General features: G+C 46.2%; 21 protein-coding genes. 10 read left to right on the top strand and 11 right to left on the bottom strand.

The window, feature by feature from the left end; genetic code table 11:
- Window positions 1–302 precede the first annotated feature (302 nt).
- Window positions 303–1,139, bottom strand: a complete 837-nt coding sequence (locus ACXAGQ_RS28270) for an alpha/beta hydrolase (RefSeq protein ID WP_475258505.1) — start codon at window positions 1,137–1,139, stop codon at window positions 303–305.
- 303 nt (window positions 1,140–1,442) lie between these two features.
- On the opposite strand from ACXAGQ_RS28270, the gene ACXAGQ_RS28275 reads away from it, so the two are divergent.
- The 4 genes from ACXAGQ_RS28275 (at window position 1,443) to ACXAGQ_RS28290 (ending at window position 5,789) form a co-directional block, all read left to right on the top strand.
- A complete protein-coding gene (locus ACXAGQ_RS28275; RefSeq protein ID WP_475258552.1) occupies window positions 1,443–3,587 on the top strand; it encodes a metallophosphoesterase in 2,145 nt (714 codons plus the stop codon).
- Window positions 3,588–3,782: 195 nt separating this feature from the next.
- Window positions 3,783–4,973 carry a zinc metallochaperone GTPase ZigA gene (gene zigA / locus ACXAGQ_RS28280; protein WP_475258507.1) on the top strand — a complete coding sequence of 397 codons (1,191 nt, stop codon included), beginning with the start codon at window positions 3,783–3,785 and terminating at the stop codon, window positions 4,971–4,973.
- 60 nt (window positions 4,974–5,033) lie between these two features.
- Window positions 5,034–5,477: a TraR/DksA family transcriptional regulator gene (locus ACXAGQ_RS28285; protein WP_475258508.1), complete on the top strand. Its 444-nt coding sequence runs from the start codon at window positions 5,034–5,036 to the stop codon at window positions 5,475–5,477.
- 93 nt (window positions 5,478–5,570) lie between these two features.
- Entirely contained in the window at window positions 5,571–5,789 is a 219-nt protein-coding gene (locus ACXAGQ_RS28290) for a hypothetical protein (protein ID WP_475258510.1), read from the top strand.
- Between the two features lie 139 nt (window positions 5,790–5,928).
- Here the strand turns inward: ACXAGQ_RS28290 and ACXAGQ_RS28295 are convergent, their stop codons facing one another.
- On the bottom strand, window positions 5,929–7,344 hold the full coding sequence (locus ACXAGQ_RS28295) for an aminotransferase-like domain-containing protein (protein WP_475258511.1): 1,416 nt from the start codon (window positions 7,342–7,344) through the stop codon (window positions 5,929–5,931).
- A 241-nt stretch (window positions 7,345–7,585) separates the two neighbouring features.
- On the opposite strand from ACXAGQ_RS28295, the gene deoC reads away from it, so the two are divergent.
- The 4 genes from deoC to ACXAGQ_RS28315 all read left to right on the top strand — a co-directional run bounded on the left by deoC (window position 7,586) and on the right by ACXAGQ_RS28315 (window position 11,030).
- Entirely contained in the window at window positions 7,586–8,362 is a 777-nt protein-coding gene (deoC, locus tag ACXAGQ_RS28300; RefSeq protein WP_475258513.1) for a deoxyribose-phosphate aldolase, read from the top strand.
- Between the two features lie 118 nt (window positions 8,363–8,480).
- Window positions 8,481–9,116 carry an alternative oxidase gene (locus ACXAGQ_RS28305; RefSeq protein ID WP_475258515.1) on the top strand — a complete coding sequence of 212 codons (636 nt, stop codon included), beginning with the start codon at window positions 8,481–8,483 and terminating at the stop codon, window positions 9,114–9,116.
- 129 nt (window positions 9,117–9,245) lie between these two features.
- Window positions 9,246–9,935 (top strand): VIT1/CCC1 transporter family protein, encoded by a 690-nt coding sequence (locus ACXAGQ_RS28310; protein WP_475258517.1) that lies wholly within the window; start codon window positions 9,246–9,248, stop codon window positions 9,933–9,935.
- A 159-nt stretch (window positions 9,936–10,094) separates the two neighbouring features.
- Window positions 10,095–11,030: an endonuclease/exonuclease/phosphatase family protein gene (locus ACXAGQ_RS28315; RefSeq protein WP_475258518.1), complete on the top strand. Its 936-nt coding sequence runs from the start codon at window positions 10,095–10,097 to the stop codon at window positions 11,028–11,030.
- Here the strand turns inward: ACXAGQ_RS28315 and ACXAGQ_RS28320 are convergent.
- Together ACXAGQ_RS28320 and ACXAGQ_RS28325 are read right to left on the bottom strand one after the other, a co-directional pair.
- Complete coding sequence (locus tag ACXAGQ_RS28320) at window positions 11,027–11,449, bottom strand: GFA family protein (protein WP_475258519.1); 423 nt, start codon at window positions 11,447–11,449, stop codon at window positions 11,027–11,029. The genes ACXAGQ_RS28315 and ACXAGQ_RS28320 overlap by 4 nt on opposite strands.
- A 64-nt stretch (window positions 11,450–11,513) precedes the next feature.
- The gene (locus ACXAGQ_RS28325; protein WP_475258521.1) at window positions 11,514–14,852 is read right to left on the bottom strand and encodes a mechanosensitive ion channel domain-containing protein; all 3,339 of its coding nucleotides are present in this window, start codon (window positions 14,850–14,852) and stop codon (window positions 11,514–11,516) included.
- A 128-nt stretch (window positions 14,853–14,980) separates the two neighbouring features.
- Between ACXAGQ_RS28325 and ACXAGQ_RS28330 the strand changes: the two genes are divergently transcribed.
- Both ACXAGQ_RS28330 and ACXAGQ_RS28335 read left to right on the top strand, forming a co-directional pair.
- A complete protein-coding gene (locus ACXAGQ_RS28330) occupies window positions 14,981–15,370 on the top strand; it encodes a universal stress protein (protein ID WP_475258523.1) in 390 nt (129 codons plus the stop codon).
- A 105-nt stretch (window positions 15,371–15,475) separates the two neighbouring features.
- Window positions 15,476–16,258: a nitroreductase family protein gene (locus tag ACXAGQ_RS28335; RefSeq protein ID WP_475258524.1), complete on the top strand. Its 783-nt coding sequence runs from the start codon at window positions 15,476–15,478 to the stop codon at window positions 16,256–16,258.
- A 111-nt stretch (window positions 16,259–16,369) separates the two neighbouring features.
- Here the strand turns inward: ACXAGQ_RS28335 and traF are convergent, their stop codons facing one another.
- From traF to ACXAGQ_RS28370, 7 genes are all read right to left on the bottom strand, one after another.
- Entirely contained in the window at window positions 16,370–17,509 is a 1,140-nt protein-coding gene (traF, locus tag ACXAGQ_RS28340) for a conjugal transfer protein TraF (RefSeq protein WP_475258526.1), read from the bottom strand.
- Between the two features lie 197 nt (window positions 17,510–17,706).
- On the bottom strand, window positions 17,707–18,543 hold the full coding sequence (locus ACXAGQ_RS28345) for a carbohydrate ABC transporter permease (protein WP_475258527.1): 837 nt from the start codon (window positions 18,541–18,543) through the stop codon (window positions 17,707–17,709).
- Entirely contained in the window at window positions 18,544–19,488 is a 945-nt protein-coding gene (locus ACXAGQ_RS28350) for a carbohydrate ABC transporter permease (RefSeq protein WP_475258529.1), read from the bottom strand. It abuts the gene before it with no gap.
- A gap of 15 nt (window positions 19,489–19,503) precedes the next feature.
- On the bottom strand, window positions 19,504–20,598 hold the full coding sequence (locus ACXAGQ_RS28355; RefSeq protein WP_475258530.1) for an ABC transporter ATP-binding protein: 1,095 nt from the start codon (window positions 20,596–20,598) through the stop codon (window positions 19,504–19,506).
- Between the two features lie 11 nt (window positions 20,599–20,609).
- Window positions 20,610–21,527 carry an ROK family protein gene (locus ACXAGQ_RS28360; RefSeq protein WP_475258531.1) on the bottom strand — a complete coding sequence of 306 codons (918 nt, stop codon included), beginning with the start codon at window positions 21,525–21,527 and terminating at the stop codon, window positions 20,610–20,612.
- Window positions 21,528–21,643: 116 nt separating this feature from the next.
- Window positions 21,644–22,531 carry a sugar phosphate isomerase/epimerase family protein gene (locus tag ACXAGQ_RS28365; protein ID WP_475258533.1) on the bottom strand — a complete coding sequence of 296 codons (888 nt, stop codon included), beginning with the start codon at window positions 22,529–22,531 and terminating at the stop codon, window positions 21,644–21,646.
- Window positions 22,524–23,627 (bottom strand): Gfo/Idh/MocA family oxidoreductase, encoded by a 1,104-nt coding sequence (locus ACXAGQ_RS28370; RefSeq protein ID WP_475258534.1) that lies wholly within the window; start codon window positions 23,625–23,627, stop codon window positions 22,524–22,526. The genes ACXAGQ_RS28365 and ACXAGQ_RS28370 overlap by 8 nt, the downstream gene beginning before the upstream one ends.
- Window positions 23,628–23,664: the final 37 nt, after the last annotated feature.

Below are 23,664 nucleotides of genomic sequence, written 5' to 3' on the forward strand. Positions count from 1 at the left end.
TAAGGCACACCACCGAATCCATCCCAAAACTGTAAGTGTCATGATCTAGCAGTAGGGTGCAGATATTTACACTTACTCTTTTAGTGGTTATTAACTAATTTATGCCTAATCTGAATAGGTTGGATACCCACAAAGGGGTATTGAAGGGGTTGGTTGTTTTAGATCAAAAAAACGGCAATACCGAGCTCACATTACTGTAAATCAGGAAGTTACCAGCCTCCGAGTAGAAGCCTTCAATAAGAGGTGAAATGAGATAAGGAATGAGTCAGTGCCAATAACCCGTAAATAGGCCGTAAGTAGCCTCAGAGCTGACGGCACCATTTGGCTAAATAGGCTGCCAGCTGTTCTGCTTCTTTCTCCACCGGCATGGCATGGCCCATAGGGCTGAAAAAAACAGGTTCTACACCATAAAAATCCGCCGTGGCCTCAACGAGAGATGCGGGTACCAACTTATCTTCTTTTGCGCCAACAACAGTAACGGGAACGCTCAATTGAGTATTATCTTCTATGAGGTGCGGCTCTATGAACAACCGAAGATCTTCTGCTTTTAACTCACAGAGCAACGCATCTAGCTGCTGCTGAACGGGTGTATTAGCGAACAAGGCATCTACTAAAACGTTACGGTAATACGGATTAAGCAGCGCCATATTCGGCATTGCCATTACCTGGCCGAGCACCATAGACAACACTGGGTTTTCAAGCCACATGGCTTGGTTCAGTTGATTAAAACCTTGCGGGGGAACCGATGCCATCAAGGCCATACCGGCTAGCTTAGGCTCTACCTCTTCGCGCTGGCAGACATGCTGGGCAATCAAACCTCCAAGTGAATACCCAACTACGACGACAGGTTTGTTCTCTAGTTGGTGCACATAGTCAACGAAGGCTGCTACATCATTAACGTGATCTTCAAATGGATTCGGGGAGGGTTTTGCTTGATGGGAACCGTGGCCACGCAGGGTCAGGGAATATGAAGAAAAACACATTGCAGAAAAACAAGGCATGAGCTGGTGAGTAAATAGACGTCCGCTGCTCAAAATACCGTGGATAAATACGACGGCCGGAAGGTTCGATGCTTGTTGGCTTTTTGAAAAATAGTATTCAAAAGCTCTATCTGAATATCTCACCGCCTGGCTTTGCATTTATCTCTCCACCTGATTTTTTAATCATTGTAAAGTGCAATCAAAATTAATTATTGAACTAAAGTAACAATAACCATAAATAAATAATCATAAAACACAAAAGCAAAGCAAATATAAGCCATTCCAATGAATGTTCAAAAACCATCAGCTTGCAAATAAAAAACCAAATATAACAGCAACTTAAAAACAAAAAATAACTAATAAACAATTTCATCATAAAATTGTTTTATTTCTGTCATATTGAATTTCTATTCTCTGCCACCAAAAAATAAATATAACCTTTATTCAGAGGATAAAATGGCAATTAAACGCACAGCAGTGGCATTATTCACTATGCTTGCCTTGGCAGGTTGTAACTCAGATTCGAGCAATAATGATGACGGTAAAACGCTTCCTGTTGAAGGGCTAAAAGTCGCCTTCATGCCCGATATCCATTTTCACGATGTCTATGGTGATTTCCAAGACGGGTCCTTTGACGGTTTGTACAACTCTGAAACCGGACAAGGCGCAACCATTCGTACCATGATGTCGCAGATGAAATCGACCCGCCTGTTCAACGAAAACTACTTTGCCATGATCGCAGCATTGGATGATGTGGTGGCCCGTGGTATCAAATATGTTGCCCTACCTGGAGACTTCAGTGACGACGGCCAGCCGGTTCACATGCGCGGCCTGGTAAAGATCTTTGATCAGTACCGTCAAGAGCACGGCCTGGAGTTTTTCGCCGCACCGGGCAACCACGATCCTGTTCGTCCTTTTACCCGCCCGAATGGTAAAAAAGACTACTTAGGCCGTGACGGCCATGACCAACGCATTTATAGCCGTGGTGCCACTGACGAATGTGTAGGGTATGAAGGCGATTGGACGATTGCTCCAACCCCTGACAATCCATTGCCAACCATCTGTACAGAGGAAGTCAAAGAGTGGGGCTACAAGGAAATCATGGGGATCCTCAGCCATCACGGTTTCGACCCACAGCCCCATTACAAGTATTTCGAAACGCCGTATAGCTCAGAAGACGCCCGTCAAAACTACTCCTACGATGTGGCTTTGAAAGAAGCTAACTATGCCAACCGCATGTATGAAATCTGCCATGAAGGGACTGGCGGAGAGTACAAAGAGGATGGTTTTACCTCATGTTCAATGGTACCGGACAGCACCTACTTGGTTGAGCCTATTGAAGGCCTATGGCTAATGGCTATCGATGCCAATGTGTACCAGCCTAAAGCAAATACGTCTGGAGGTGTTGACAATCCTAACGATTATGAGGGTTCTAGCAATGCTGGCTACAACATGATGTTGACCCACAAAGAGCACGTTATCGAGTGGATCAGCAACACCGTAAAAGCGGCGAAAGAGCAGAATAAAGTCCTGCTGTCGTTTAGTCACTTCCCTATGACGGATTTCTACAACGGTGCCTCGGAAGAAATTGAAGATATCTTTGGCGAAGGTAACTTCCAGCTAAAACGTGAGCCGGAAGATGACACCAGTAAAGCACTGGCACAAACCGGTTTGAGTATCCATGTCGGCGGCCACATGCACTTCAACGACACTGGCATGAAGCAATACAACATAGGCGGCGAAACCTATACCTTGTTCAATATCCAGGCTCCATCATTGGCTGGTTATATTCCTGCCTACAAGGTATTGGAAATCAAGCCAAATCATCAGGTAGAAGTTGAAACCGTGGTGATCGAAGACGTGCCTCGCTTCAATGAGCTGTTCGAGCACTATGCCGAAGAGCACGACCAATTGGTTGAGTCTGAGGCCGATGAAATTTGGAACCGCGATATCCTGGATGCAGAGAACTACTACGAGCTGACAGACTGGCATATCAAAGAGCTGACTCGCCTGCGTTTCCTGCCAGACGAGTGGCCAGATGATATCAAGAACATGCTGTTCAACATGGATGGCAAGCAGATGCTTATCCTGTCTCAGTTGGAAACGGATATTACTGTTTGCCAGCTAAAAGAAGCTCTTGGCCTACCATGTTTGAGGGCGGATGGTGCAAATTCTACCAGCCAGGATGACCTGAATGACTTTATCCAAGATTGGAGCCGAGCCAAAGAAAAAGCTGAAATGCTAGCCAACCAAAATGGCATGTCATTAATTGATTTTGCCGAATGGAACGGTGAAGAACTGGCTATCGATTTCTACCGCCTGCGCAATGCTGATGAACTAGCATTCCGCGATATCGAACCGTCTCGTTTACCTCAATACAAACTATTGAGTGAAGAACTGTACGATATGGAAAGTGACATCCACTTCGCGGAAGGATATAGCGTATCAACACCAGTTGGTGATGTGTTCAAAGTCCGCTTCGGTACTCTGTTCTACATCCTTGACCGCTTCGCAACCGGTGAGGCCAGTGACAACTTCCTGATCGATGTTGAGCAGGGCACCCTGACGGACCTTAAGACCGTTACAGACCGCGTGAGCTTGCAGTAAGCGATAGTTCAATTCTACGTAATCACTAAGGGCAGGTCTTCCTGCCCTTTTTCATGCCCAACTAAAACATCAACCTTCATTTATAACGACTTTTTATGAAATGGGCTACAATTCAAATACACAACGGTTATGTTATAACATAACAGACAAGCCTTGGCATAACATATTGATTTATCTTAACGGAGAGTTTTCCATATGGCTAAATTACCTGTAACAGTACTCTCAGGCTTTCTTGGTGCGGGAAAAACAACAGTACTTAGCCACATCCTCAATAACCGCCAAGGAAAGAAAATTGCGGTTATTGTTAACGATATGAGCGAGATAAACATCGACGCATCGTTAGTGCAAAATGAGGTATCGCTGAACCATAAAGAAGAGCAACTCATTGAAATGAGTAATGGCTGTATATGCTGCACCCTGCGTGAAGACTTGCTGCTAGAGGTCAATAAATTATCCAAAGAAGGACGTTTTGATTACTTGTTAATTGAATCAACCGGTATTTCCGAGCCCCTACCCGTTGCTGAAACTTTTACGTTTGAGGATGAAGATGGTATCTCGCTGTCTGACGTTGCAAAGCTAGATACTATGGTCACTGTGGTCGATGCCTCAAACTTTATTAAAGATTTCGAAGAGGCGAAATATTTACAAGAGACAGGTGAATCATTAGGCGAAGATGACGAGCGCAGCGTCGCAGACCTCCTCATTGATCAAGTCGAGTTCTCAGATGTTTTGCTGATCAGCAAAACTGACTTGGTTGAAGCCAGCGAGCTTGAAAGGTTAATAGCTATTTTGAAAACGCTAAACACCCACGCGCGGATTATTCCTATTTCTCATGGCGAAGTGAATATCGATGACGTACTTAATACTGGGCTCTTCAATTTCGAACGTGCCCGACAAGCCCCTGGCTGGTTGAAAGAAATGCGGGGGGAGCATGTCCCCGAAACGGAAGAATATGGTATCGGCAGCTTCAGTTATATTGCCCGGCGACCATTTCACCCAGAGAAGTTCTATCAATTTATTCATAACACAACTTCCTTTGGTAAGTTACTTCGCTCTAAAGGATATTTTTGGCTAGCCTCTCGCCCTGATTACGCTGGGCAATGGAGTCAGGCTGGAGGGATTGCCCGATATGGCTTTGCGGGGTTGTTCTGGAAGTCAGTGCCCAAAGAGGAATGGCCAACCAATAAAGTGTACCTGTCCGCGATTATGAAAAATTGGGTTGAGCCATACGGTGATATGCGCCAGGAGTTAGTGTTCATAGGGCAGAACCTAGATCACGAGGCAATGACACGCGCCCTCGATGATTGCTTGTTATCTGAGCTGGAACTTGCAAAAGGTAAAGAGTACTGGACTACGTTAAGCGATCCATTCCCCGCCTGGAGGTAGGCGACATCGGGATATAAAAAACAAAGATAATTTGATTAAGCGCTATCAGGAGACGACATCATGAAACCACAAGATCAGGTAGAGTTATCTGAACAAGACATTTTGGCCGCGCCTGAGTCAGACTATATGAACGATGCACAACTTCTGTTTTTTAAAAACAGACTTATCGATCTTCATGCATCGACCAGCGCTCGCATAGAAGAAGCCCGAGAGCAAATGCTAAACCAAGAGGGCCTAAGCGACGAACATGATAGAGCATCCTATGAAGAACAGTCTGCAATAGCGCTTCGCATCGTTGATAGAGAGCAAAAACTGCTATCTAAAATACTAGAGTCCCTGGAACGTATTCGCTTAGGGGAATACGGCTACTGTCTAGAGTCTGGTGAGCCCATAGGTATACCCCGGCTGTTGGCAAGGCCAACGGCTGAATATAGTGCAGAGGTTAAGGCCCTAAAAGAAATAAAAGAGCAGCAGTTCAAGAAAAGCAGTAGAACGCCAGATTAAAAAGTGAATACAAACATAACAGCTGAGTAATACATAACGCTTTCACCTTTGTATAACGTTGATATGTATGGATCATTACTGGAGTAAATTCCTATGGCTTCTTCAATCATTCCTAACAACTTTGCTGAGTGGAAACATTGCATCACCGTTGAGTGCGGTCTCGAACTCACCCCTGAATATATTGAGCAGCGAATTCTGGCCTTACAAACCAGCAATGACCATTACACACAGCAATTTACCCGTCTTTATGGTGAGCAACATCTACAAAGGGTACTCACATGGTTCCAGCAGGCACAAACCGAAGTTAGGTAAACCGAAGTTAGGTAAACCGAAGTTAGGTAAATAATCTTCTCATCTTTATGTAGCCGCATACTCTCAAAGGGCAGGCCTTCCTGCCCCTTTCGTCTCCAATTTAGCACTACATCATTTAATCGCACTTTCGGAGCTCGCTCTATTCATCCAACATAGCTTGGATTAACTCGGCTAATCGCTTTATCGCGCTTTCTTCTGCTCTCGCACACTCAAATGACGCATTGAGTCGCAAGCAATGATTAAACTGATCGCTAACAGAAAACATTTTCCCTGGAGCAAGGCTGATATTATCTTTCAACGCCCGCTGGTAGAGCACCATCGCATCCAGGTGTTGCGGTAACTCTATCCATAAAAAGTACCCGCCCTCTGAATAATTAATACTGACACTATCAGGTAGGTAAGTGCGTAGCATCTGCCAGATGGCGAATTTGCGTTGTTCTAATGTTCTTCGTAATTTACGCAGGTGATTTTCATAATTACGGGTGGACAAATAATTCGCCAACGCCGACTGTATCGGTGCGCTGGCTGACAAGGTGCTCATCATTTGCAGTTTTTGAATAGGTAACGCCATTTTCCCGGCCGCCACCCAACCGATCCGAAAACCTGCGACCAAGGTTTTCGAAAATGATGAACAATGCATCGCGATACCCTGCTGATCAAATGCTTTAGCGGGAAGTGGTTTGTTAGCACCAAAATACAGCTCACTGTAAACATCATCTTCAATAAGAAAAACGTTGTGCTTTGACAGCAACTCAACCAAACGTTTTTTCTTTTCTACCGATAGCGTGCAACCCAAGGGATTCTGGTGGTTAGTCATTAGCCAGCATGCTTTTACCGGATGAGACTGCAACGCCTGTTCGAGTGAATCTAGATCGATCCCTTCTCGTGGGTGAGTTCTAACAGACAGCGCCCGCAAGTTCAGTCTTTGCAAGGATTGTAATGCGCCATAGAAGGTCGGCGACTCCACGATCACCCAGTCACCAGGCTGGGTAACAGCTTGTAGACTTAAGTTCAGTGCCTCGAGCGCCCCCGCGGTGATCACAATTTCATCTGGGTGGATACTTATTCCTTGTGCCGCATAGCGCTTGGCTATGAGTTGTCGTAGCGCTTTATTACCCGGAGGGCGGTTATCCAGCGCACTGGAGGTCGGCATAGTGCGTGCTGCGGCAATCAGTGATTTGTTCACTTGCTGCCGGGGGTACAGTGTTGGATCGGGATAAACAGAACCAAAATCAACGATATGTGGCTTACGGCTGGCCTGCAGAACCTCAAAGATAAAATCATTGATATCGATAGCTTCTGTTGTCTGCACCGTCACATCGGAATCTGGTGTATTCGAATATTGGATTTTGGGTGCGACAAAATACCCAGATCGCGCATGAGAGACGATCCAACCTTGACTCTCTAGTACCTGATAAGCATGCAGCACTGTCATCAGGCTCATGCCTGTAGTTTCAGTTTGCTTGCGCAGGGAAGGAAGCTTGTCACCGACGGCCCAAACTTCATTTTGGATCTGATTGCGAATTTGCTCTACGAGCTTTTCATATTTAGCCAACGCGACAATGCCCTTCAAACAACAACTGGCTGGAATATAGCACAGCCCAAAATCTGTTATATATAAAAGTCTATTTTCTGTATCTATTATAGATTGCAGTCCGTTCCTATAATCCCCCTACTTTCAGTTTCAACCATTTCTTTTCAAGTCTTGAGTTATGTATCTGACAGACACTCATTCACAACGATACATCAGCGCAAGTATATGAATTTTAATAGAAGTAACTCAACGGGAGATATCTATGAGCAATGTTAAAACTGCCGCACTCCGTGCACTTCAACTAATGGATCTGACAACGCTAAACGATGACGATACTGATGAAAAAATCATCGAGCTTTGCAAGAACGCCAAAACAGCGGTAGGTAATACGACAGCGGTATGCATCTACCCGCGTTTCATTCCTGTTGCCAAAAAACAATTACGCCTGCAAGGCACGCCTGATATTCGCGTTGTCACTGTGACGAACTTCCCGCACGGAAATGACGATATCGACATCGCTGTAGCCGAAACGAAAGCGGCCATTATGTACGGCGCCGACGAAGTGGATGTCACCTTCCCGTACCGTGCGCTAATGGCCGGAGATGAAAAGGTTGGCTTTGAGCTCGTGAAGCAATGTAAAGCAGCCTGTGGAGGGACACCTTTGAAAGTCATTATTGAATCCGGTGAGCTAAAAACGCCTTCGCTGATCCAAAAAGCGTCTGAAATTTCAATTAAAGCCGGGGCTGACATTATCAAGACCTCCACAGGTAAAGTGCCAGTCAATGCAACCCTTGAAGCAGCAGAGACGATGCTGTCCGTTATCAAAGAGCTGGGTGTCGAGCATCGGGTTGGCTTCAAAGCCTCTGGTGGCGTTCAAACTGCCGAAGAAGCTAAAAAGTACTTAGATATGGTCGATAGAATGTTCGGCACCGAATGGGCTAACAACAGCATGAATTATCGTTTTGGTGCGTCGAGCCTACTATCAAATCTGCTCTCTACGCTGGGTGAGGGAGAATTGTCAGTCACTAGCGAATACTAAACCTACCTCCTCATAAATAGAAATACATAAGACAAACCCTGGGTGTGGACGAGCGGTTTAAGGCTGCATTAAACCACACCCAGCTGGAGAAAAAGTTGAAGAAAATAGGAGCTCACCTATGTCAGATTTCGAATTGAAACACAAAACCGCCGCCAAACTTTCCGAGCATGTGGCATATAAAATTACCCAGTGCCTCAAGTTCCTGCTCAATATCTTCTACGGAAGGAAATATGCCAAACGTGCTGTTATCTTGGAGACCATTGCCGCCGTACCAGGGATGGTGGCAGGTATGTTCAATCACCTCAAAGCCCTACGCCGGATGAAAGATGATGAAGGCTGGATCCGTGAATTACTGGATGAGGCAGAGAATGAGAGAATGCACCTGATGATTTTCTTGGACATTGCCAAGCCAAGCTGGGTTGAAAGAGCATTGGTCCTACTCGGACAAGGGGCATTCATTGTCGTGTATAGTTTGATCTATTTGCTCTCTTCTAAGATTGCGCATCGGGTAGTTGGCTATTTCGAAGAAGAAGCCTGCAAGAGTTACACCGAGTATCTGAGCAAAATTGACGGCGGTGAAGTAGAAAACGTAGCCGCGCCAAAAATAGCTGTGGATTATTACCAGCTACCGTCGAATGCTAAATTGCGAGATGTTATTGTGAAAATCCGTGAAGATGAAGCCAAACATCGCGATCGTAACCATTCTTTTGCCGATGCGTATGAAAGCCAAAACCTTCCAGCGCATCAACATTAAGAGTTTCTCTGGCACATTCAAATCGTAATGGAAGACACGATTAAGGTTGTCTGGATTAAGTCAGTGCACCCGCTCAAACAGAGCTTATGCTTTATGTAGAGAAGTTGAGCATCTACGAGGGTGTATCTGATGAGCCATGAGGAAAACCACCGCTCTAATCGGGTCGGCTGGCTGCGAGCCGCTGTACTGGGGGCCAATGATGGGATCGTATCAACCTCCAGCCTCATCATTGGCGTTACTGCAGCCAGTGCGACCCAACACAATATCTTACTTGCTGGTATCGCCGGTCTAGTTGCCGGGGCAATGTCTATGGCTGCAGGAGAGTATGTCTCAGTAAGCTCACAGCTAGATACTATTGAGGCTGACCTTGCTATTGAGAAACAAGCATTAGAGCAGGATTACGAAGACGAGATCGATGAACTCGCTCAAATTTATGAACAACGAGGACTCGATCCAAAACTGGCCCAGCAAGTAGCAGAGCAACTAATGGAGCATGATGCACTCGGGGCCCATGCCCGAGATGAAATTGGCTTATCAGACAATCAGGGAGCAAACCCTATTCAAGCTGCCATATTTTCAGCAACGACGTTTACAATAGGCGCCTCTCTCCCTTTGCTTGTCGCCTGGCTTGTACCCTTACCTAAGGTGATCATTATGGTTGCAGCCTGTTCTCTTATATTCTTAGCTGCTCTTGGTGCCATTGCCGCAAGAACTGGCGGGGCCTCAATAGTAATAGGGGCAGGACGAGTGACTTTTTGGGGAGCGTTAGCCATGATCCTGACCGCAGTCGTCGGTCAAATATTTGGAGTTGTTGCCTGACCAGGGAGCTCCTTTCTTTGCGAGGAAACAGCCACAATTTCCCGCAATCAGACTACCATTACATTCAATCTGCTTTTCATCCCTCATTGCGATCAAAGCAACTCGCTTTTTCGCTCAATCGAGGTAAAAGTACATATTTCAGCATCGATGCTCGCTATTATGACTAATCCACCAACGTATTATTTGCTCTTGCTTTGGATGATTATCACTTCAGGACAAGTGGTAGCGGCTGCATCGCATGCAAAAGCATTTACTTTGACCACTTGGAACCTTAATTGGCTCACTGATCAAGTTCCGAATGAAAAAAGCCGCACAATCATTCCGTTAAGAACGCCCCGTGACTATCAAGCAATGGCAGAAATCATCAATGATATTACACCGGATGTACTCGCCTTCCAGGAAGTGGCTAACCGCCAGTCAATAGGTAAGGTGATCTCGCTAGACAAATACCTAATTGAGTTCTCGAGCAGGAAAGATAAAAACAACGATGAAATTTGGCCACAATTTGTCGGCTTTGCGATTCGAAAAGGAATTGCCTATCACCGTCATCCCGATCTTCATCAACTTGATGTATGGGGTAACCAGTACTTGCGTTACGGTGTCGATATTTCTTTATTTCAACCAGGAAAACCGGCCTTAAGACTATTAGCCGTTCACTTAAAAAGTGGTTGTTACAGCAACCGTCACCGCAACAAAAGCTGTACTGTATTGAAAGAGCAATTTGAGGTACTCGAAAACTGGATAACTGAGCGGCAAGAACAAAAACAGCCTTATATCATTTTGGGGGATTTTAATCGCAGATTGGCACATAAGGGAGATAAGTTATGGCAAAAACTTACTTCTGGCAGGCTTCCGGCTCCGACGCTTGTCACCCAAGGCAGAGACAGTCACTGCCGATCTCAAGCCTACAACAAACGTAAAAAGCAATGGGAAGTCAGACAATATCCAGGCTTTATCGATCACTTTATTATCGATGGCCAAATACAAGAAAAGGACACCAAAGTCTCCTTTTCAGAATATCTGTATACTGACCAAAAGTTGAAGCTTTACCAGCTCAGTGATCATTGCCCGGTGTCGATTTCACTGCAATATTAAGGCTGGCCTTCAAAGGTCTTCACCCCTTCAGGGATCTGGTACCAGTCTTGTTTTTCGCTCACCCAAATATGTACGGTCGGTTTATATAATATTGAATCGGCATCCTGATGGGACTTCAATTTCAATTTAATCTTCTCTGGTACGTTCGGATCGTAATGATACACGCGGTTACCGCAGTCTGGGCAGAACTTAGCGGCGCTGACACCACCACTGTCCGTTGGCCGAGACCATCCTTTCATCTCACCTTTAAATTCAATCGATGAAGCCGCGACAATGGCCGTCACGCTGAACGGAGCAGTAGCTAACGTCTGGCATGCCTGGCAGTGGCAGGCAGCTACCATGAGCGGTGGTTCTTTGAGGGTATAACTGACTTGGCCACATTGGCACTGACCAGTAATCGGGTAGGCTTGTTGAGTCATCTTGCTTCCTTTCTAGCACTAAGTCTTTTGCCATCATGAAGGTAAAGGCTCGTTGCAACAAGCCCTAATCCCCTGGCGGGTTGTCTTTTTCCTGCTTCACATCGCGCACATGAATATCCATTTGCGGGAAGGCTATCTCAATATTGTTCTCTTTGAACAAACTATCAATGCTCTTGTTGATCAAATGGATGGTCGAAAGGCGATGATCAATCGCCGTGATATAAACCCGCAATTCAAAATCAAGGCTGCTGGCACCAAAAGCCAAGAAGAAGACGGATGGTGGTGGATCTTTTAGTACCAGCGGGTGCTCATTAGCCACCTGATACAGCAACTTCTCCACTTTATCGATATCAGAACCATAAGCGACACCAATCGGGATCACGATTCGGGTTATTGGATCGGTCAGCGACCAATTGATCAGCTTTTCGGTAATAAAGGCCTTATTGGGAACGACGATTTCTTTGTTATCCCAATCAATGATAGTCGTCGCTCGGGTTTTGATTTTGCTGACGGTGCCGGATAAATCATTGATCGTTACTATGTCACCGATCCTGATCGGGCGCTCGAACAGTATGATCAAGCCAGAGATAAAGTTGGCGAAAATCTCCTGCAAACCAAAGCCTAACCCAACACCGAATGCCGCCACCAGCCACTGCAAGCTCGACCACTGGAAACCTATTAACGAACAGGCGCTGAATACCCCAATCAGCATTAACAGGTAACGCAGCACCGTCGTCGCGGCATATCCGGTACCGGGAGATAAATCGAGCCGGCGCAGCACCAGTAACTCCAGAATGCCTGGCAAATTCCTCACGGCAATAAAGGTAACGAGTAACGTGATTAAGGCGTAGATAAGCGCCTGCAAGGTGATATCCACCATCACCACCCCGGTTTCACCCAACTCACTGACTTGCCAAACCACAACTTGCCCAAGCCAGCTGGTCATCTCTAGCGCGCTCGACCACAAGGTCAGCATGGCAATCACAAAACCAATCAGGGACAATCCTCGAAGTAGTGTAAGCGATTGCTCACTGACCTGCTCGGCATCCAAGCTGCTCTCTTCCACTTCAGGCATGACTTCTCGTAACTCAGCCAACTCTGGCGGTTCATCAGCTTGCTCCTGCTGCTGGGCGATCAGCTCTTCCCGCCTCTCTAGCAGCCGTTGGTAGTTGAGTTGGCGGTGCTCGAGCTTGAGCCAGCGCTCCCCCATCTGATAGACCAACAATACCCCCAACATCAAAAACAAGGTGAGCTGCTGGTAGTTGAGCAACACCCATGAAGCGAGATAGAGCCCCATCACCGACATCAGCATAATCGCAAGGAACGAACCAATCACCAATCCTCGAGTAAGCATCAGCGGAAACCCCTGATGCAGCGGAGACGGCAATACCATCGGCAACCGCTCTCGCTTGAACAGGAAAGCATAGATATAGGTCATACAGCCCACAAGTAATAGGAACAACACACGGGAGGCTTCTGCTTCCTTTTCGCCAGAAACCAGCTCGGAGCAATACAAAGCCAGCAGAATCACAATCAAAGGCCAGCGCAGCCGACGGCTTTCACGGTGCAGGTAGCGGCAAATTTCCGAGGGCCAGTTAAGGTGCAGGTCTAACACCCCGTCCTTGGCCGTCAAACCATGGATCAGCTCCAGCACAAACAGTCCCCAGGCACTGGCCGTAATCAAGGTCGGGAGGTCGCCAGAGGTCGGTAACGGCCATAACCAGTAAATCCCAAGCGCTGTCAGCCCATACCACAACGGCCAGATAACCGCCCGGAACAAGGCCAACGCGAACAGATACAAGGTATAACGAAACTTGTCTTTGAGCGGATGACCAAACAACCCTTTGTATTCCGTACGGCGCTGATCGCTGAGTCGGGTGAGCTTAACCCGAATCAATACAAACAATAAGGTATAAGCCAATATGGAAAACGCTAGCGTCATTTGTTGCTGCTGGGTGGTGCGCTCAAACATGATTTTGAGCGGCGTGTGGGCACCAAACCAGACATCCATCTCGAAACGGGTGAGGTTTTTCCATAACGGTAAGTTACTCCGAATCCACAACTGCTGCTCGCGCAGGAAGGAACGAGCACTGGTTACCTCGTCTTTGTACTGAATAGTCGCAGCCTGTAACCGGCTTAATTCAGTGATCAGCTTGTCATATTCTAGGCTGAGGCGGGACAGTAGCTCTTTATGCAATTCTTGTTGCCGTTGGGTAAGTGGCACTTGCCCTGCCCCCTCCCCCTGATGATTTAATCTGGATTGGCTTTGTGATTGTTCTTTTAAGTGCTTGTTTGATTGCTCATTGAGCACCGCATCTGAGCGCTGCTGGCTGATCTCGTACTTTCTGATATGGGCATTGGCAATTTGATCGGGGATCACGTTAACCGACACCCGGGTTGGTAACCGCTGTAACTGGGCTCGGATTGAAGCGCCAAACGCTGTGCTTTCCCTCAGCCAGTCCAAGTTATTTCGAATCAGCACCTGCTCATCAGTCAGGTTTTGCCTTTCCGCTCGAATGCGGTGGATTTCTATTCGGGCATCATCGATGTTCAGCAAGACTTTCTCAAGTTCTTTGGCAAGCTCGAGCAGCTTGGCAGCATGTTGTTGTGGGAGGTCTTGGCTAGTTTTTTGGCCATCAGCACTGCCAAGCTCTCGATTAAACTGCTCGGCCTCCACAATAAGGGCTTTGGCAGAACCTTGTTCAATAGCAGTTAGGCGGTTTTGCAGCTGGACTTGCAGGGGCGTAGCCAAATCAATTTTCTTCGCCAGCAACTCCTGCTCTAGCTGAAGCAACTCGCTACGTTCATCCAAAGTTTGCTGCTCGAGCAGTTTCTTGTCTTTTTCCAATTGGAGCGTCTTTGAATTAGCCGCTGCCAACCACGTTTGTAGTTTGTCCGTGCTGTCGCTGACCGTTAACGAAGCTTGCTCTAACTGGCTATTAAGGCTGGCTATTTCCTTGGGGAGCGATATTCTGGAATCATTGAGGTTCTTACGCCCATCGCCATTCGTTTTCAAAGCCGCCTGCCACTCGCTAAGCGAAGCACTCAATCTGGCCAAGGCTTGGGATAGGTCATCATAAGATTCAAGCTGGCCGGTTTGGAAAACGGGTAATTGGTTCGCCTCTTGGATTTTCTGATTGAGGAGTATTCTTTGTTCGGGAAATTGAGTGATCAGGTTGCGTAACTTTTCTTGTTCTTCTGCCAAAGCAGCCTGACTCTTCAAGCTCTGCGCTAAGCTTTGATACTGGCTGATCAGATTTTCATCCTTGGGGGCTTCATTGTTTAGGCGCTCTATCTCACTGTCGACAAAACCGATATCCGGCAATGTTTCAGCCCCTACCCGCACAACCAGCAATAATGTTAGCCCCAGACAAATAAAGAGCCGTCTAACCAAGCACCCCACTCACATAACCTCCAAACACTCAGCCAATGTTAAAGTGTAGAAGTGACAGGCTGTTAGGCGGTATCAAGATTAATACCCAAACAAGGCTAGACTTAATACAGCTTACAAGTCACTACAGAGGAGTCATGATGAGCTATCAGCATATTTTGGTCGCAGTGGATCTAACGCAAACCAGCCAGGAAGTGATTAACAAAGCAGTTTCACTAGCGAAAGATTCTAATTGCAAACTGTCCTTTGCGCACGTGAGTGTCGAAAGAGTTGCTTTGACCCAGCAAGAAAAGCAGGCATTAGAAGAAAAATTACAGGTATTGGCAGAGCAATGCGGCTACCCCGTCATTGATACCCAAGTCGTCATTGGTGATCTCCACATCAAACTCGCTGGCATTGTCAAAGAGGCCGATATCGATCTCGTTGTATGCGGCCACCACAATAAGTTATTAAGCCGTATTTTTTCATCCGTCCCTAAATTGGCAAACACTGTCAAAGCTGACCTATTGGTTGTCTATCTCAACCAATAGCAACAAACGTCTTACATTACGTGATGTTTTCTTTTAGATTATCAATAACCAGCCTGCAGCAAGGCCTGGCACTATTGATTCTTCAACACATTGTAAGGACGCACTGTGGATATTCTTTCTCACCTTCATTCCCACCGCTCTATTCGCCAATATACCGACCAACCTGTCAATGACGATGTACTTAACGAGATCCTAAAAGCAGGGATAAGGGCTTCATCTTCGGGGAACATGCAATCATATTCAATTATCGTGACCAAAGATAAGGCCCGCCGAGAGTCGCTATTCGAGCCGCACATGGAGCAGAGTATGGTGCTTGATGCCCCTGTACTGCTCACCTTTTGCGCCGATTTCAGAAGGATGAAAAAGTGGCTAGCGCTCAATAATGCAAAGCCTAACTTTGATAACTTCATGAGTTTTATGATTGCTGCCATTGACGCCACATTAGTATCGCAAAATGTTGCCATCGCTGCCGAAGCCAAGGGGCTTGGGCTTTGCTATATGGGCTCAACGCTGGCTAATTGCGATAAGATCGGTGAGGTGCTAGAACTACCACCGGGTGTTGTCCCAGTCGTAGGCTATTCATTGGGTTACGCAGATGAAGCGCCACAAACCAGAGACCGCCTGCCGCTGCATGGCTTGGTTCACAGCGAAACTTACCACGATCATAGTGATGAAGAGATCAAGGCTATCTACCACCAGCGCGAGACTGACGGCTGGAACCGGTATATGTCATATCCCGAGCTGAAAGAGAAAATCGAAGCATCCGATGTGAAGAACCTAGCGCAGATCTACACCAGTTTGAAATACACCCGTGAATCACACATTGGCTTTTCTGAAACCGTGCTCCACTACCTTGAAAAACAAGGCTTCATGAGTCACTCAAAATAATTGAATTGATGGTTTAAGAAAGACGAAAAAAAGACGCTTGTTATCACTATAACAAGCGTCTTTACTCTTCAAAAGGATTATACCCAAATGCCTTCAAGTTGCTTGGGTATATTAAAAGTGGAAGACGAGTTGGGCTGATGCGCCGTAGTTATCTTCGTCACCATACAATGCAGCTATATCCAAGCCGAACTTGCCAAATGGCTTGAGGCCAATACCTGCGGTGATCAAGTCATCGCCATAGTCCGTCATGCTATGGATATAACCCAGGCGTAATTGGGCAAGGCGCCAAGCATCCGCCTCAAGGCCGATACGGGCAAACTGGGTTTTATACGATTTTTCCTTGAAGGGTTGCTTGCTGTTCAAATCAACATCAGCGGCTACAGTAAAGCGCGGATGATTATACGCAACCGCAGCAGTGTATTGAGCCTTCACTTCATAGGTTGCTTGGCTGCCATTGCTGATATTGGTTTTCAGTGATTGCGAGAACACGTTCTGGGCACTTAAGGCAACCATGGTATTACGGCTAAGGGCGTAAGCGGCACCCAAATCGGCATTGAATGCGGACTTATCGACATAATCAGAGCTAAAGTCGATATCGTCATCATCGAAGGTATCAATGGTATCTTGATAGGTATAAGCCAAAAGTTGTTGGAACTTCGGCGAAATACCTAGGTTCAGGTCGCGATCAAGAAAGATAAACTCTTTGGCAAACGTAAAACCGACATCAACGGTACCCCCAGCAATCCCCTGGGCATTCGATTTCACGATCTCATGGCTATTGAGATCGTCCTCATCAATATCTGTGGTAAGCAGAGCGGTTACATGACTCGATATGAAAAAGTTGGTGCTGACAACGCGGTTGGGAATAGCTATCACCATGCCGACATTGGCATCACCATCAATCCGCTCGTTATCAAGATCTAACAAGGCAGCACGCCATTGGTCTTCAAGATCTGGATTCGTCGCTAACTGATCATTTAAATCTTGGAATGCATCCACACGATCATGAAGATCATCACCATCATAAACTCGCGCCCCGACTACCGGGAGGATCATTCCAAAACGATCATGAGTTTTGTTTTGAGTTGCCAATGCTGGATTATGGAAGCTCGCGGTCAGGTAATCGGCTGACGCTACCCCAACACCGCCCATACCCACGCTACGTGTATCAGAAAGCGTATTTGAAGCCGCTGCTGAGAGCGACAAAAAGGCCATTGCTATCCCTGCAGCTGCTCTTTTCATTGTCACCATGTTAGTCCCTGATTATGTTGTCTTTGTTCTTATGAATATTGTGCAATTAAAACATGACGAGGGATGCCGGGGCTAGTCACATTTTTGTTTCAAGTTGATAAACAGTGATGGGGATAACAATTCATAGAAGCCGAGGACATGCCTCGGCTTGATAAATCAATGAGAAAATGGGCTAAATACTTCAAGAACAGGCTAATTTAGCCTTTTACTGCACCTGCCGTTAATCCCGATACAATTTTACGCTGGAAGAACAACACCAAAAGTATGAGGGGTACCGTCACGATTACCGAAGCTGCCATAATCGCCCCGAATGGCAATTCATGACGGCTCGCCCCCGAAATCATCGCAATGGCTACTGGGACTGTCCTCATTTCATCGCTGAGGATAAAGGTAAGGGCAAAGAGAAACTCATTCCAGGCAGCAATAAAAGCCAACAGGCCAGTACTGACCAGCGCAGGCCCCATAATCGGAAGGAAAATATGGGTCACCATCCGCCAGGTTGAGCAACCATCCATCCGAGCTGCATCCTCCAGTTCTACTGGGATCTCTTTCATGAATGTCGTTAACACCCACACCGTAAATGGCAAGGTAAAAATCATGTATGACAGTATCAATGCCCACAGGTTGTTGTACAAACCCAGCTGCTTAATTATCCCAAACAAGCCAGACAAGACCACGACCTGAGGGAACATCGATACACTCAGCACTGACATCAGTATAGCGGTACGCCCTTTGAAGGAAACTCTTCCCAAAGCATATGCTGCCGTTATCGACAGAAATAACGACAGTAAAACCACAGAAATTGCGACGAAAATAGAGTTAGCGATATTCTTAATGAACGCGCCATCATTCAATACGCTCAGATAGTTCGACCAATCAATGCTGGGTAAAAACTCGACTTCAAACAAACCGGAACCGGTTTTGAACGAGGAAACAACAGACCAATAAAACGGGAACAAGGTATAAATAACGACGACAAATACCAGGGCATAAAATGAAATATTCATCCATCGCCGTTGCGTTGATATTTTCATTTACTCACTCCTTGAGGTCCGTGTTTTCGACATGTATAGGTATAAAACAGTTACGAGAGCCACGATGAAGAACAGCAAGGTTGAAGCCGCTGAGCCATAACCCATGTCTTGGAAGTCGACTAGCTGTTTTCTTGCATACACCGACATGGTCATGGTCGACTCACTGCTGGATGTGAGGACATAAGCCAAGTCGAACATTCTCAAGGCATCAAGCAAGCGGAAGACGACAGCTACCAGAATTGCCGGTTTAAGCAGCGGCAAGGTGATGTATACAAACCGGTGCCACGCCGACACATTATCGACCTTTGCTGCTTCATAAACTTCTTTGGGCAATAGTTGCAGCCCAGCGAGGATCAGCAGTGTCATGAACGGGGTCGTTTTCCACACATCGACAAAAATGATCGCACCCATCGACCAGTTAGGATCGGCAGTCCACGCAATCTTCTCGCTAATCACTCCCAATGACAGCAGAATATGATTCACCACCCCAAACTGATCATGAAACATCCATTCCCACATTCTCGCAGACACTATGGTAGGGATGGCCCAAGGAACAAGCACAACGGCTCTCATCAACCCTTTCGTTGGCATGTTGGCATTCAAAATCAGCGCAATACCCAAACCAAGCACAGTTTCCAAACTGACAGAGACAACAGCAAAATAAAGAGTATTCGAGACGGACTTCCACCAGCTTGGATCCGTAACCAGAAAATAGTAGTTCTCCAAACCGATAAATTGCGCCGATTCTGGCGAGGTTAGAGAGGCATCTGTCAGTGAAAAATAAAAGGTTCGCAGCAATGGCCATAAAGCCACGCCACCAAGAACGACAAGCATGGGCAATAAGAAGAGCCATGCTTCCCTTTGCCTAACGACAGCCAGCAGTGGCTTTTTCTTCTTCCTGTCTTCAAGGGAGACAGGTTCAAGCGATTGGTGCACCGTTGCCATAACTTTTCCCCCTCTTTAAGATGCGATCGCGGTTTGATGAACAGTTTTGTAAACCAAATTAATGCCATCTTTAGCAAAGAAATGCGCTTTGCCTTTATCTACGGTCAACCAGACTTTATCGCCAGTAGCCAATTGCAATTGACCATCTCTGACAACATTAATCTTGTCTCCATTATCCAAGCTGCAATAGACACAGGTTTCCGTCCCCAGCACTTCCACCAAATTTACGGTAACTTCCATCGCTCCCGAGACAGGCTCAGTCGACAAGTGAATATCTTTAGGCCTGATACCCAAGGTAGATACCTGGTTGATATATGGCGCGATGACATCTGTAATGGTGTAGCCATCAAGGTTATGGAAGCCGTTGCTGTCCATTGATCCAGAGATGAAGTTCATCTTCGGAGAGCCAATAAACCCGGCAACAAACAAGTTGTAGGGTTGGTTAAATAGCACGAGAGGCGTACCAAATTGCTCTATATTGCCACCATTTAACACCACGATACGATCAGCCAGGGTCATCGCTTCAACCTGATCGTGGGTGACATAAATCATGGTTGAGTTCAGCTTTTTGTGCAGCGCTGATATCTCAACCCGCATATCCACTCGCAATTCAGCATCGAGGTTACTCAGCGGCTCATCAAACAAGAAAATCTTAGGCTCACGGACAATGGCCCGCCCAATAGCCACACGCTGGCGTTGACCACCAGACAATTGGCTGGGTTTTCTATCAAGCAAATGATCCAACTGAAGGATCCGGGATGTATTCTCAACCTGTGACTCTATCTGCTTTTTCGGCATGCCTGCTGTTTTTAGCGCAAACGCCATATTGTCTCTGACGGTCATGTGCGGATATAACGCATAGGATTGGAAGACCATTGCAAGCCCTCGCTTACCTGGAGGCACGTCGTTAACTTCGTATCCGTCAATATACATATCACCGCTAGTTTGCGGTTCAAGCCCTGCAATCATTCGCAGCAAGGTTGACTTTCCGCACCCCGAAGGCCCGACAAAAACAATGAATTCGCCCTGCTCAATTTGCAGGTTTATATCCTTTAAGATCTCATTGCTTCCAAAGCTCTTTGCCACATTATCAAGCGTCAAAATGTTCATAATTGCTTTCCCTAACGATTCTTTTCCAGAGGTGACATCGCAGCGCCGATGATCCCGGCGGAATTGCCGAAGTGGGCAAATTGAATTGGAATACTTTTACAGTCTGCGGCCCAAATCCGCTCTCTTATTGCTTTGATGGTCAATTCTTGGTAAATGCCCCCCGCAACGCCTAATCCACCTCCGATAACAATGCCATCGGGATCGAGCATATTGACAATTTGTGCTACCAGCCCTCCCAGACACTGCGAAGCTGCATGGATATGTGCTCTCTCTGGCCCGTCAGCCGATTGCGCGGCTTTGAGCATTGCGGGGACACCTCCCAGATACGGCTCTCCAGTTGCAAATTGCCAACTGCTAGCTAATCCGCTGCCTGATACTTGCTCTTCAGCAACAAAGGTGGAAAGCCCATTGCAATGCGGGCATTGGCCGCTGAGGGGACTGCTAGCAAAGTGAATCGCATAACCATTTGCCCCACGCCATGGTTTACCGTCTACGAACAGGCTATAACTTAATCCTGTTCCTAATGAGATATAGACAAAACTATGAAACGCCTTGCCCGCTCCGAGACGTGCCTCTGCTAGCCCTGCCACCCTGACATCACTATCAAAAAGCACCCGGGAAATAGGGAAGTCTTCCTCGCGCAGGTGTTTTAAATCAAAGTTCCAGTCACTGACAATTTGCCCCTGGTTATTCACCAACTCAGGAAAAGCGAGGCCACACAAATCAACATCCTGGCCTGCTGCCAAGGCCGTTTTCAGCTGGTCTTCAACAAGAGTTTTTAAGTCTTTAATGATTTCTTCAGAACTACGATGCCGGTTTGTCGGAATAACCTCAGAGTTATAAAGCTTGCCATTAGCTAAATTGACCAAGCCTGCTGCTATTTTCGTTCCGCCAATATCTACACCAATTCCGTATTTGGCCTGTTCCATGCAAAACTCCCTTTATTCGAGAGGTTCTGTCTAATTCTTTCCTAAATATAATTACCTGGAGTTATGCGTATCTTATTTAGGTGTTAACTAGGCAGAACCAATAAAGCAATTAGCCATTACTGACTTCCCAATCCCATGGCCTGGGCAAAGTCTAGGTTTTGACGCGCATAAGTTTTCGCTAAGCTATCACGGTCAGGGTAAATATCTTGCTCAATGACTGCATAGCCGTGGAACCCAGTTGCATTAATCGCCTCTTTAACCGCTTTGAAATTTACATTTCCCATTCCAAGGGGAACCATGACACCCATTTCAAATGCATCGTTGTCTGATAACTTTTCTTGTTTTACTTTATCGAGGACAGAGCGGCTCATGTCTTTCAAATGATAATAATTTATCCGGCTACCATAGGCTTTAATAAAATCTTCTGGAACACCCCCTGTATATAAATGATGCCCTGTATCGAAGCACAAATTCACATACTCACTGGGTGTATCATTTAATAGCCTGATGATTTGATGTTCATTTTCAATACATGTCGAGACATGAGGATGGAAAGCATATTCCAGCCCGTACTCTTCTTTTACTATTTTGGCAGACTCATTTATCACACTGATAACATGTTGCCATTGGCCCAGGTTCAAGTTTCTATCCATGGGGTGAGGATATAGCTCATCACCATCCATAAAGACAAAATACTCGGCACCTAACTCGACCAATAGCGGGCAGACTTTATCAATATCTTCTCTAATCCGCTGCAGGGCATCAGGAACAATTAAGTCACTCATATGGGCGGTACTGCACACCGACATATCACGTGAGTAGAGCTCTTCTTTCAATCTATCTATTGCTGTCGGTAAGTATCCATAGGGACCGAGTTCGATCACCGAATGGCCGACCTCTTTCGCCTCATCGAGAAACTTGCTCCAACTAGGCTGCTCTTTATCCTCAGGGTACCACACCCCCCAAGAGCAGGGACAAGTCGCCAACTTGATATCATTATTCATCTTCGACTCCTAATGCTTCAGCAATACACTGAACCGCCTGCTGGGCTAACTGGATATCCTTAAGGGAATCCCTAAGGCTGGTTTTGAAATCCCCCCCTTCAGTGATCACCGAATGGAAGTGTAATAACTCATTGGTAAACTGGTCGCGATAGAATGGGCCACTCATCTTATTTTGATTGTGGCCATCAACAGATGATTGGTATTCAAATGTCGTCGGTAAGTTTCTGATATAAGGGGTGGTGTAATTTACCCTAAACATTTCAGATTCTGAGGTTACTTCAATTGAGGCATCGACCCTAGCCAAGTTATCAATGAGGATCTCGTAACTAGCAAAAAAGTGGCCGTAGTCCAAAGTTAGAACAATATTGTCACCCGTGGGGTTACAATATGCACTCACAACTTTATTAGGTTCTCCGATTAACATTCTCAAGGCCGACAAATTATGAATCGCCGCCCCCGTCAGTACTCGATAAGCCTTCCACAATAAATCCGAGTGGGCTTTTTTTCCCAGTATATGCTGACGCTGGGCTGTTTCTATTTCAGCCAATGTTGATATTTTTAGGGAGTCATAGTCGCTAGCCACAACCGTTGGGCTCACTTGCGGGATATAATAGTCCCCTTCACGCTGGAGATCTTTCACTCGTACGCTTTTAATTTCACCAAAGCTTTTCAATTGCTTTTCAGCTTGTAGAAATGCCTCGGAGTAAGCCCGCATATAAGCGACACAAACTTTGACACCTTTTTCTTCGGCTAGACTAACAAGCTCTTCGATGTTATCTGTTTGGAGGCAAGAAGGCTTCTCCAGCAATATATGCTTATTATTTTCAATTGCCAATTTAGCATGGTAATAATGCAATGGATCAGGTGACATAATAATCACTGCATCGACATTTTCATCTTTTATAACATCTTCCGGTTCAGAATATGCTCGGTTTATCTGATATTGCTGACACAAACTATTCACTAGAGTTGGACTGATATCTTGACCTGCGACCACTTTAAATAACTCGTTATATCGAAACAGTGTCGGCAGGTGTAATGTCTGGGCAGCCTCTCCCATTCCAATTAAACCGATATTCAATACTTCACTCGCCATACTTCCTCTCAATCATGCGGTTGGGTGATTTAATCAA

This window comes from Photobacterium sp. ABD4_091, assembly GCF_056160145.1.

What these genes read in the sequence shown, in the direction of transcription:
- ACXAGQ_RS28305 (WP_475258515.1), top strand. Translation starts at nt 8,481, where the DNA reads ATGTCAGATTTCGAATTGAAACACAAAACCGCCGCCAAACTTTCCGAG.
- ACXAGQ_RS28310 (WP_475258517.1), top strand. Translation starts at nt 9,246, where the DNA reads ATGAGCCATGAGGAAAACCACCGCTCTAATCGGGTCGGCTGGCTGCGA.
- ACXAGQ_RS28350 (WP_475258529.1), bottom strand. Translation starts at nt 19,488, where the DNA reads ATGGCAACGGTGCACCAATCGCTTGAACCTGTCTCCCTTGAAGACAGG.
- ACXAGQ_RS28365 (WP_475258533.1), bottom strand. Translation starts at nt 22,531, where the DNA reads ATGAATAATGATATCAAGTTGGCGACTTGTCCCTGCTCTTGGGGGGTG.
- ACXAGQ_RS28320 (WP_475258519.1), bottom strand. Translation starts at nt 11,449, where the DNA reads ATGACTCAACAAGCCTACCCGATTACTGGTCAGTGCCAATGTGGCCAA.
- ACXAGQ_RS28290 (WP_475258510.1), top strand. Translation starts at nt 5,571, where the DNA reads ATGGCTTCTTCAATCATTCCTAACAACTTTGCTGAGTGGAAACATTGC.
- zigA (WP_475258507.1), top strand. Translation starts at nt 3,783, where the DNA reads ATGGCTAAATTACCTGTAACAGTACTCTCAGGCTTTCTTGGTGCGGGA.
- ACXAGQ_RS28285 (WP_475258508.1), top strand. Translation starts at nt 5,034, where the DNA reads ATGAAACCACAAGATCAGGTAGAGTTATCTGAACAAGACATTTTGGCC.
- ACXAGQ_RS28360 (WP_475258531.1), bottom strand. Translation starts at nt 21,527, where the DNA reads ATGGAACAGGCCAAATACGGAATTGGTGTAGATATTGGCGGAACGAAA.
- ACXAGQ_RS28345 (WP_475258527.1), bottom strand. Translation starts at nt 18,543, where the DNA reads ATGAAAATATCAACGCAACGGCGATGGATGAATATTTCATTTTATGCC.
- deoC (WP_475258513.1), top strand. Translation starts at nt 7,586, where the DNA reads ATGAGCAATGTTAAAACTGCCGCACTCCGTGCACTTCAACTAATGGAT.
- ACXAGQ_RS28355 (WP_475258530.1), bottom strand. Translation starts at nt 20,598, where the DNA reads ATGAACATTTTGACGCTTGATAATGTGGCAAAGAGCTTTGGAAGCAAT.
- ACXAGQ_RS28330 (WP_475258523.1), top strand. Translation starts at nt 14,981, where the DNA reads ATGAGCTATCAGCATATTTTGGTCGCAGTGGATCTAACGCAAACCAGC.
- traF (WP_475258526.1), bottom strand. Translation starts at nt 17,509, where the DNA reads ATGGTGACAATGAAAAGAGCAGCTGCAGGGATAGCAATGGCCTTTTTG.
- ACXAGQ_RS28270 (WP_475258505.1), bottom strand. Translation starts at nt 1,139, where the DNA reads ATGCAAAGCCAGGCGGTGAGATATTCAGATAGAGCTTTTGAATACTAT.
- ACXAGQ_RS28315 (WP_475258518.1), top strand. Translation starts at nt 10,095, where the DNA reads ATGACTAATCCACCAACGTATTATTTGCTCTTGCTTTGGATGATTATC.
- ACXAGQ_RS28370 (WP_475258534.1), bottom strand. Translation starts at nt 23,627, where the DNA reads ATGGCGAGTGAAGTATTGAATATCGGTTTAATTGGAATGGGAGAGGCT.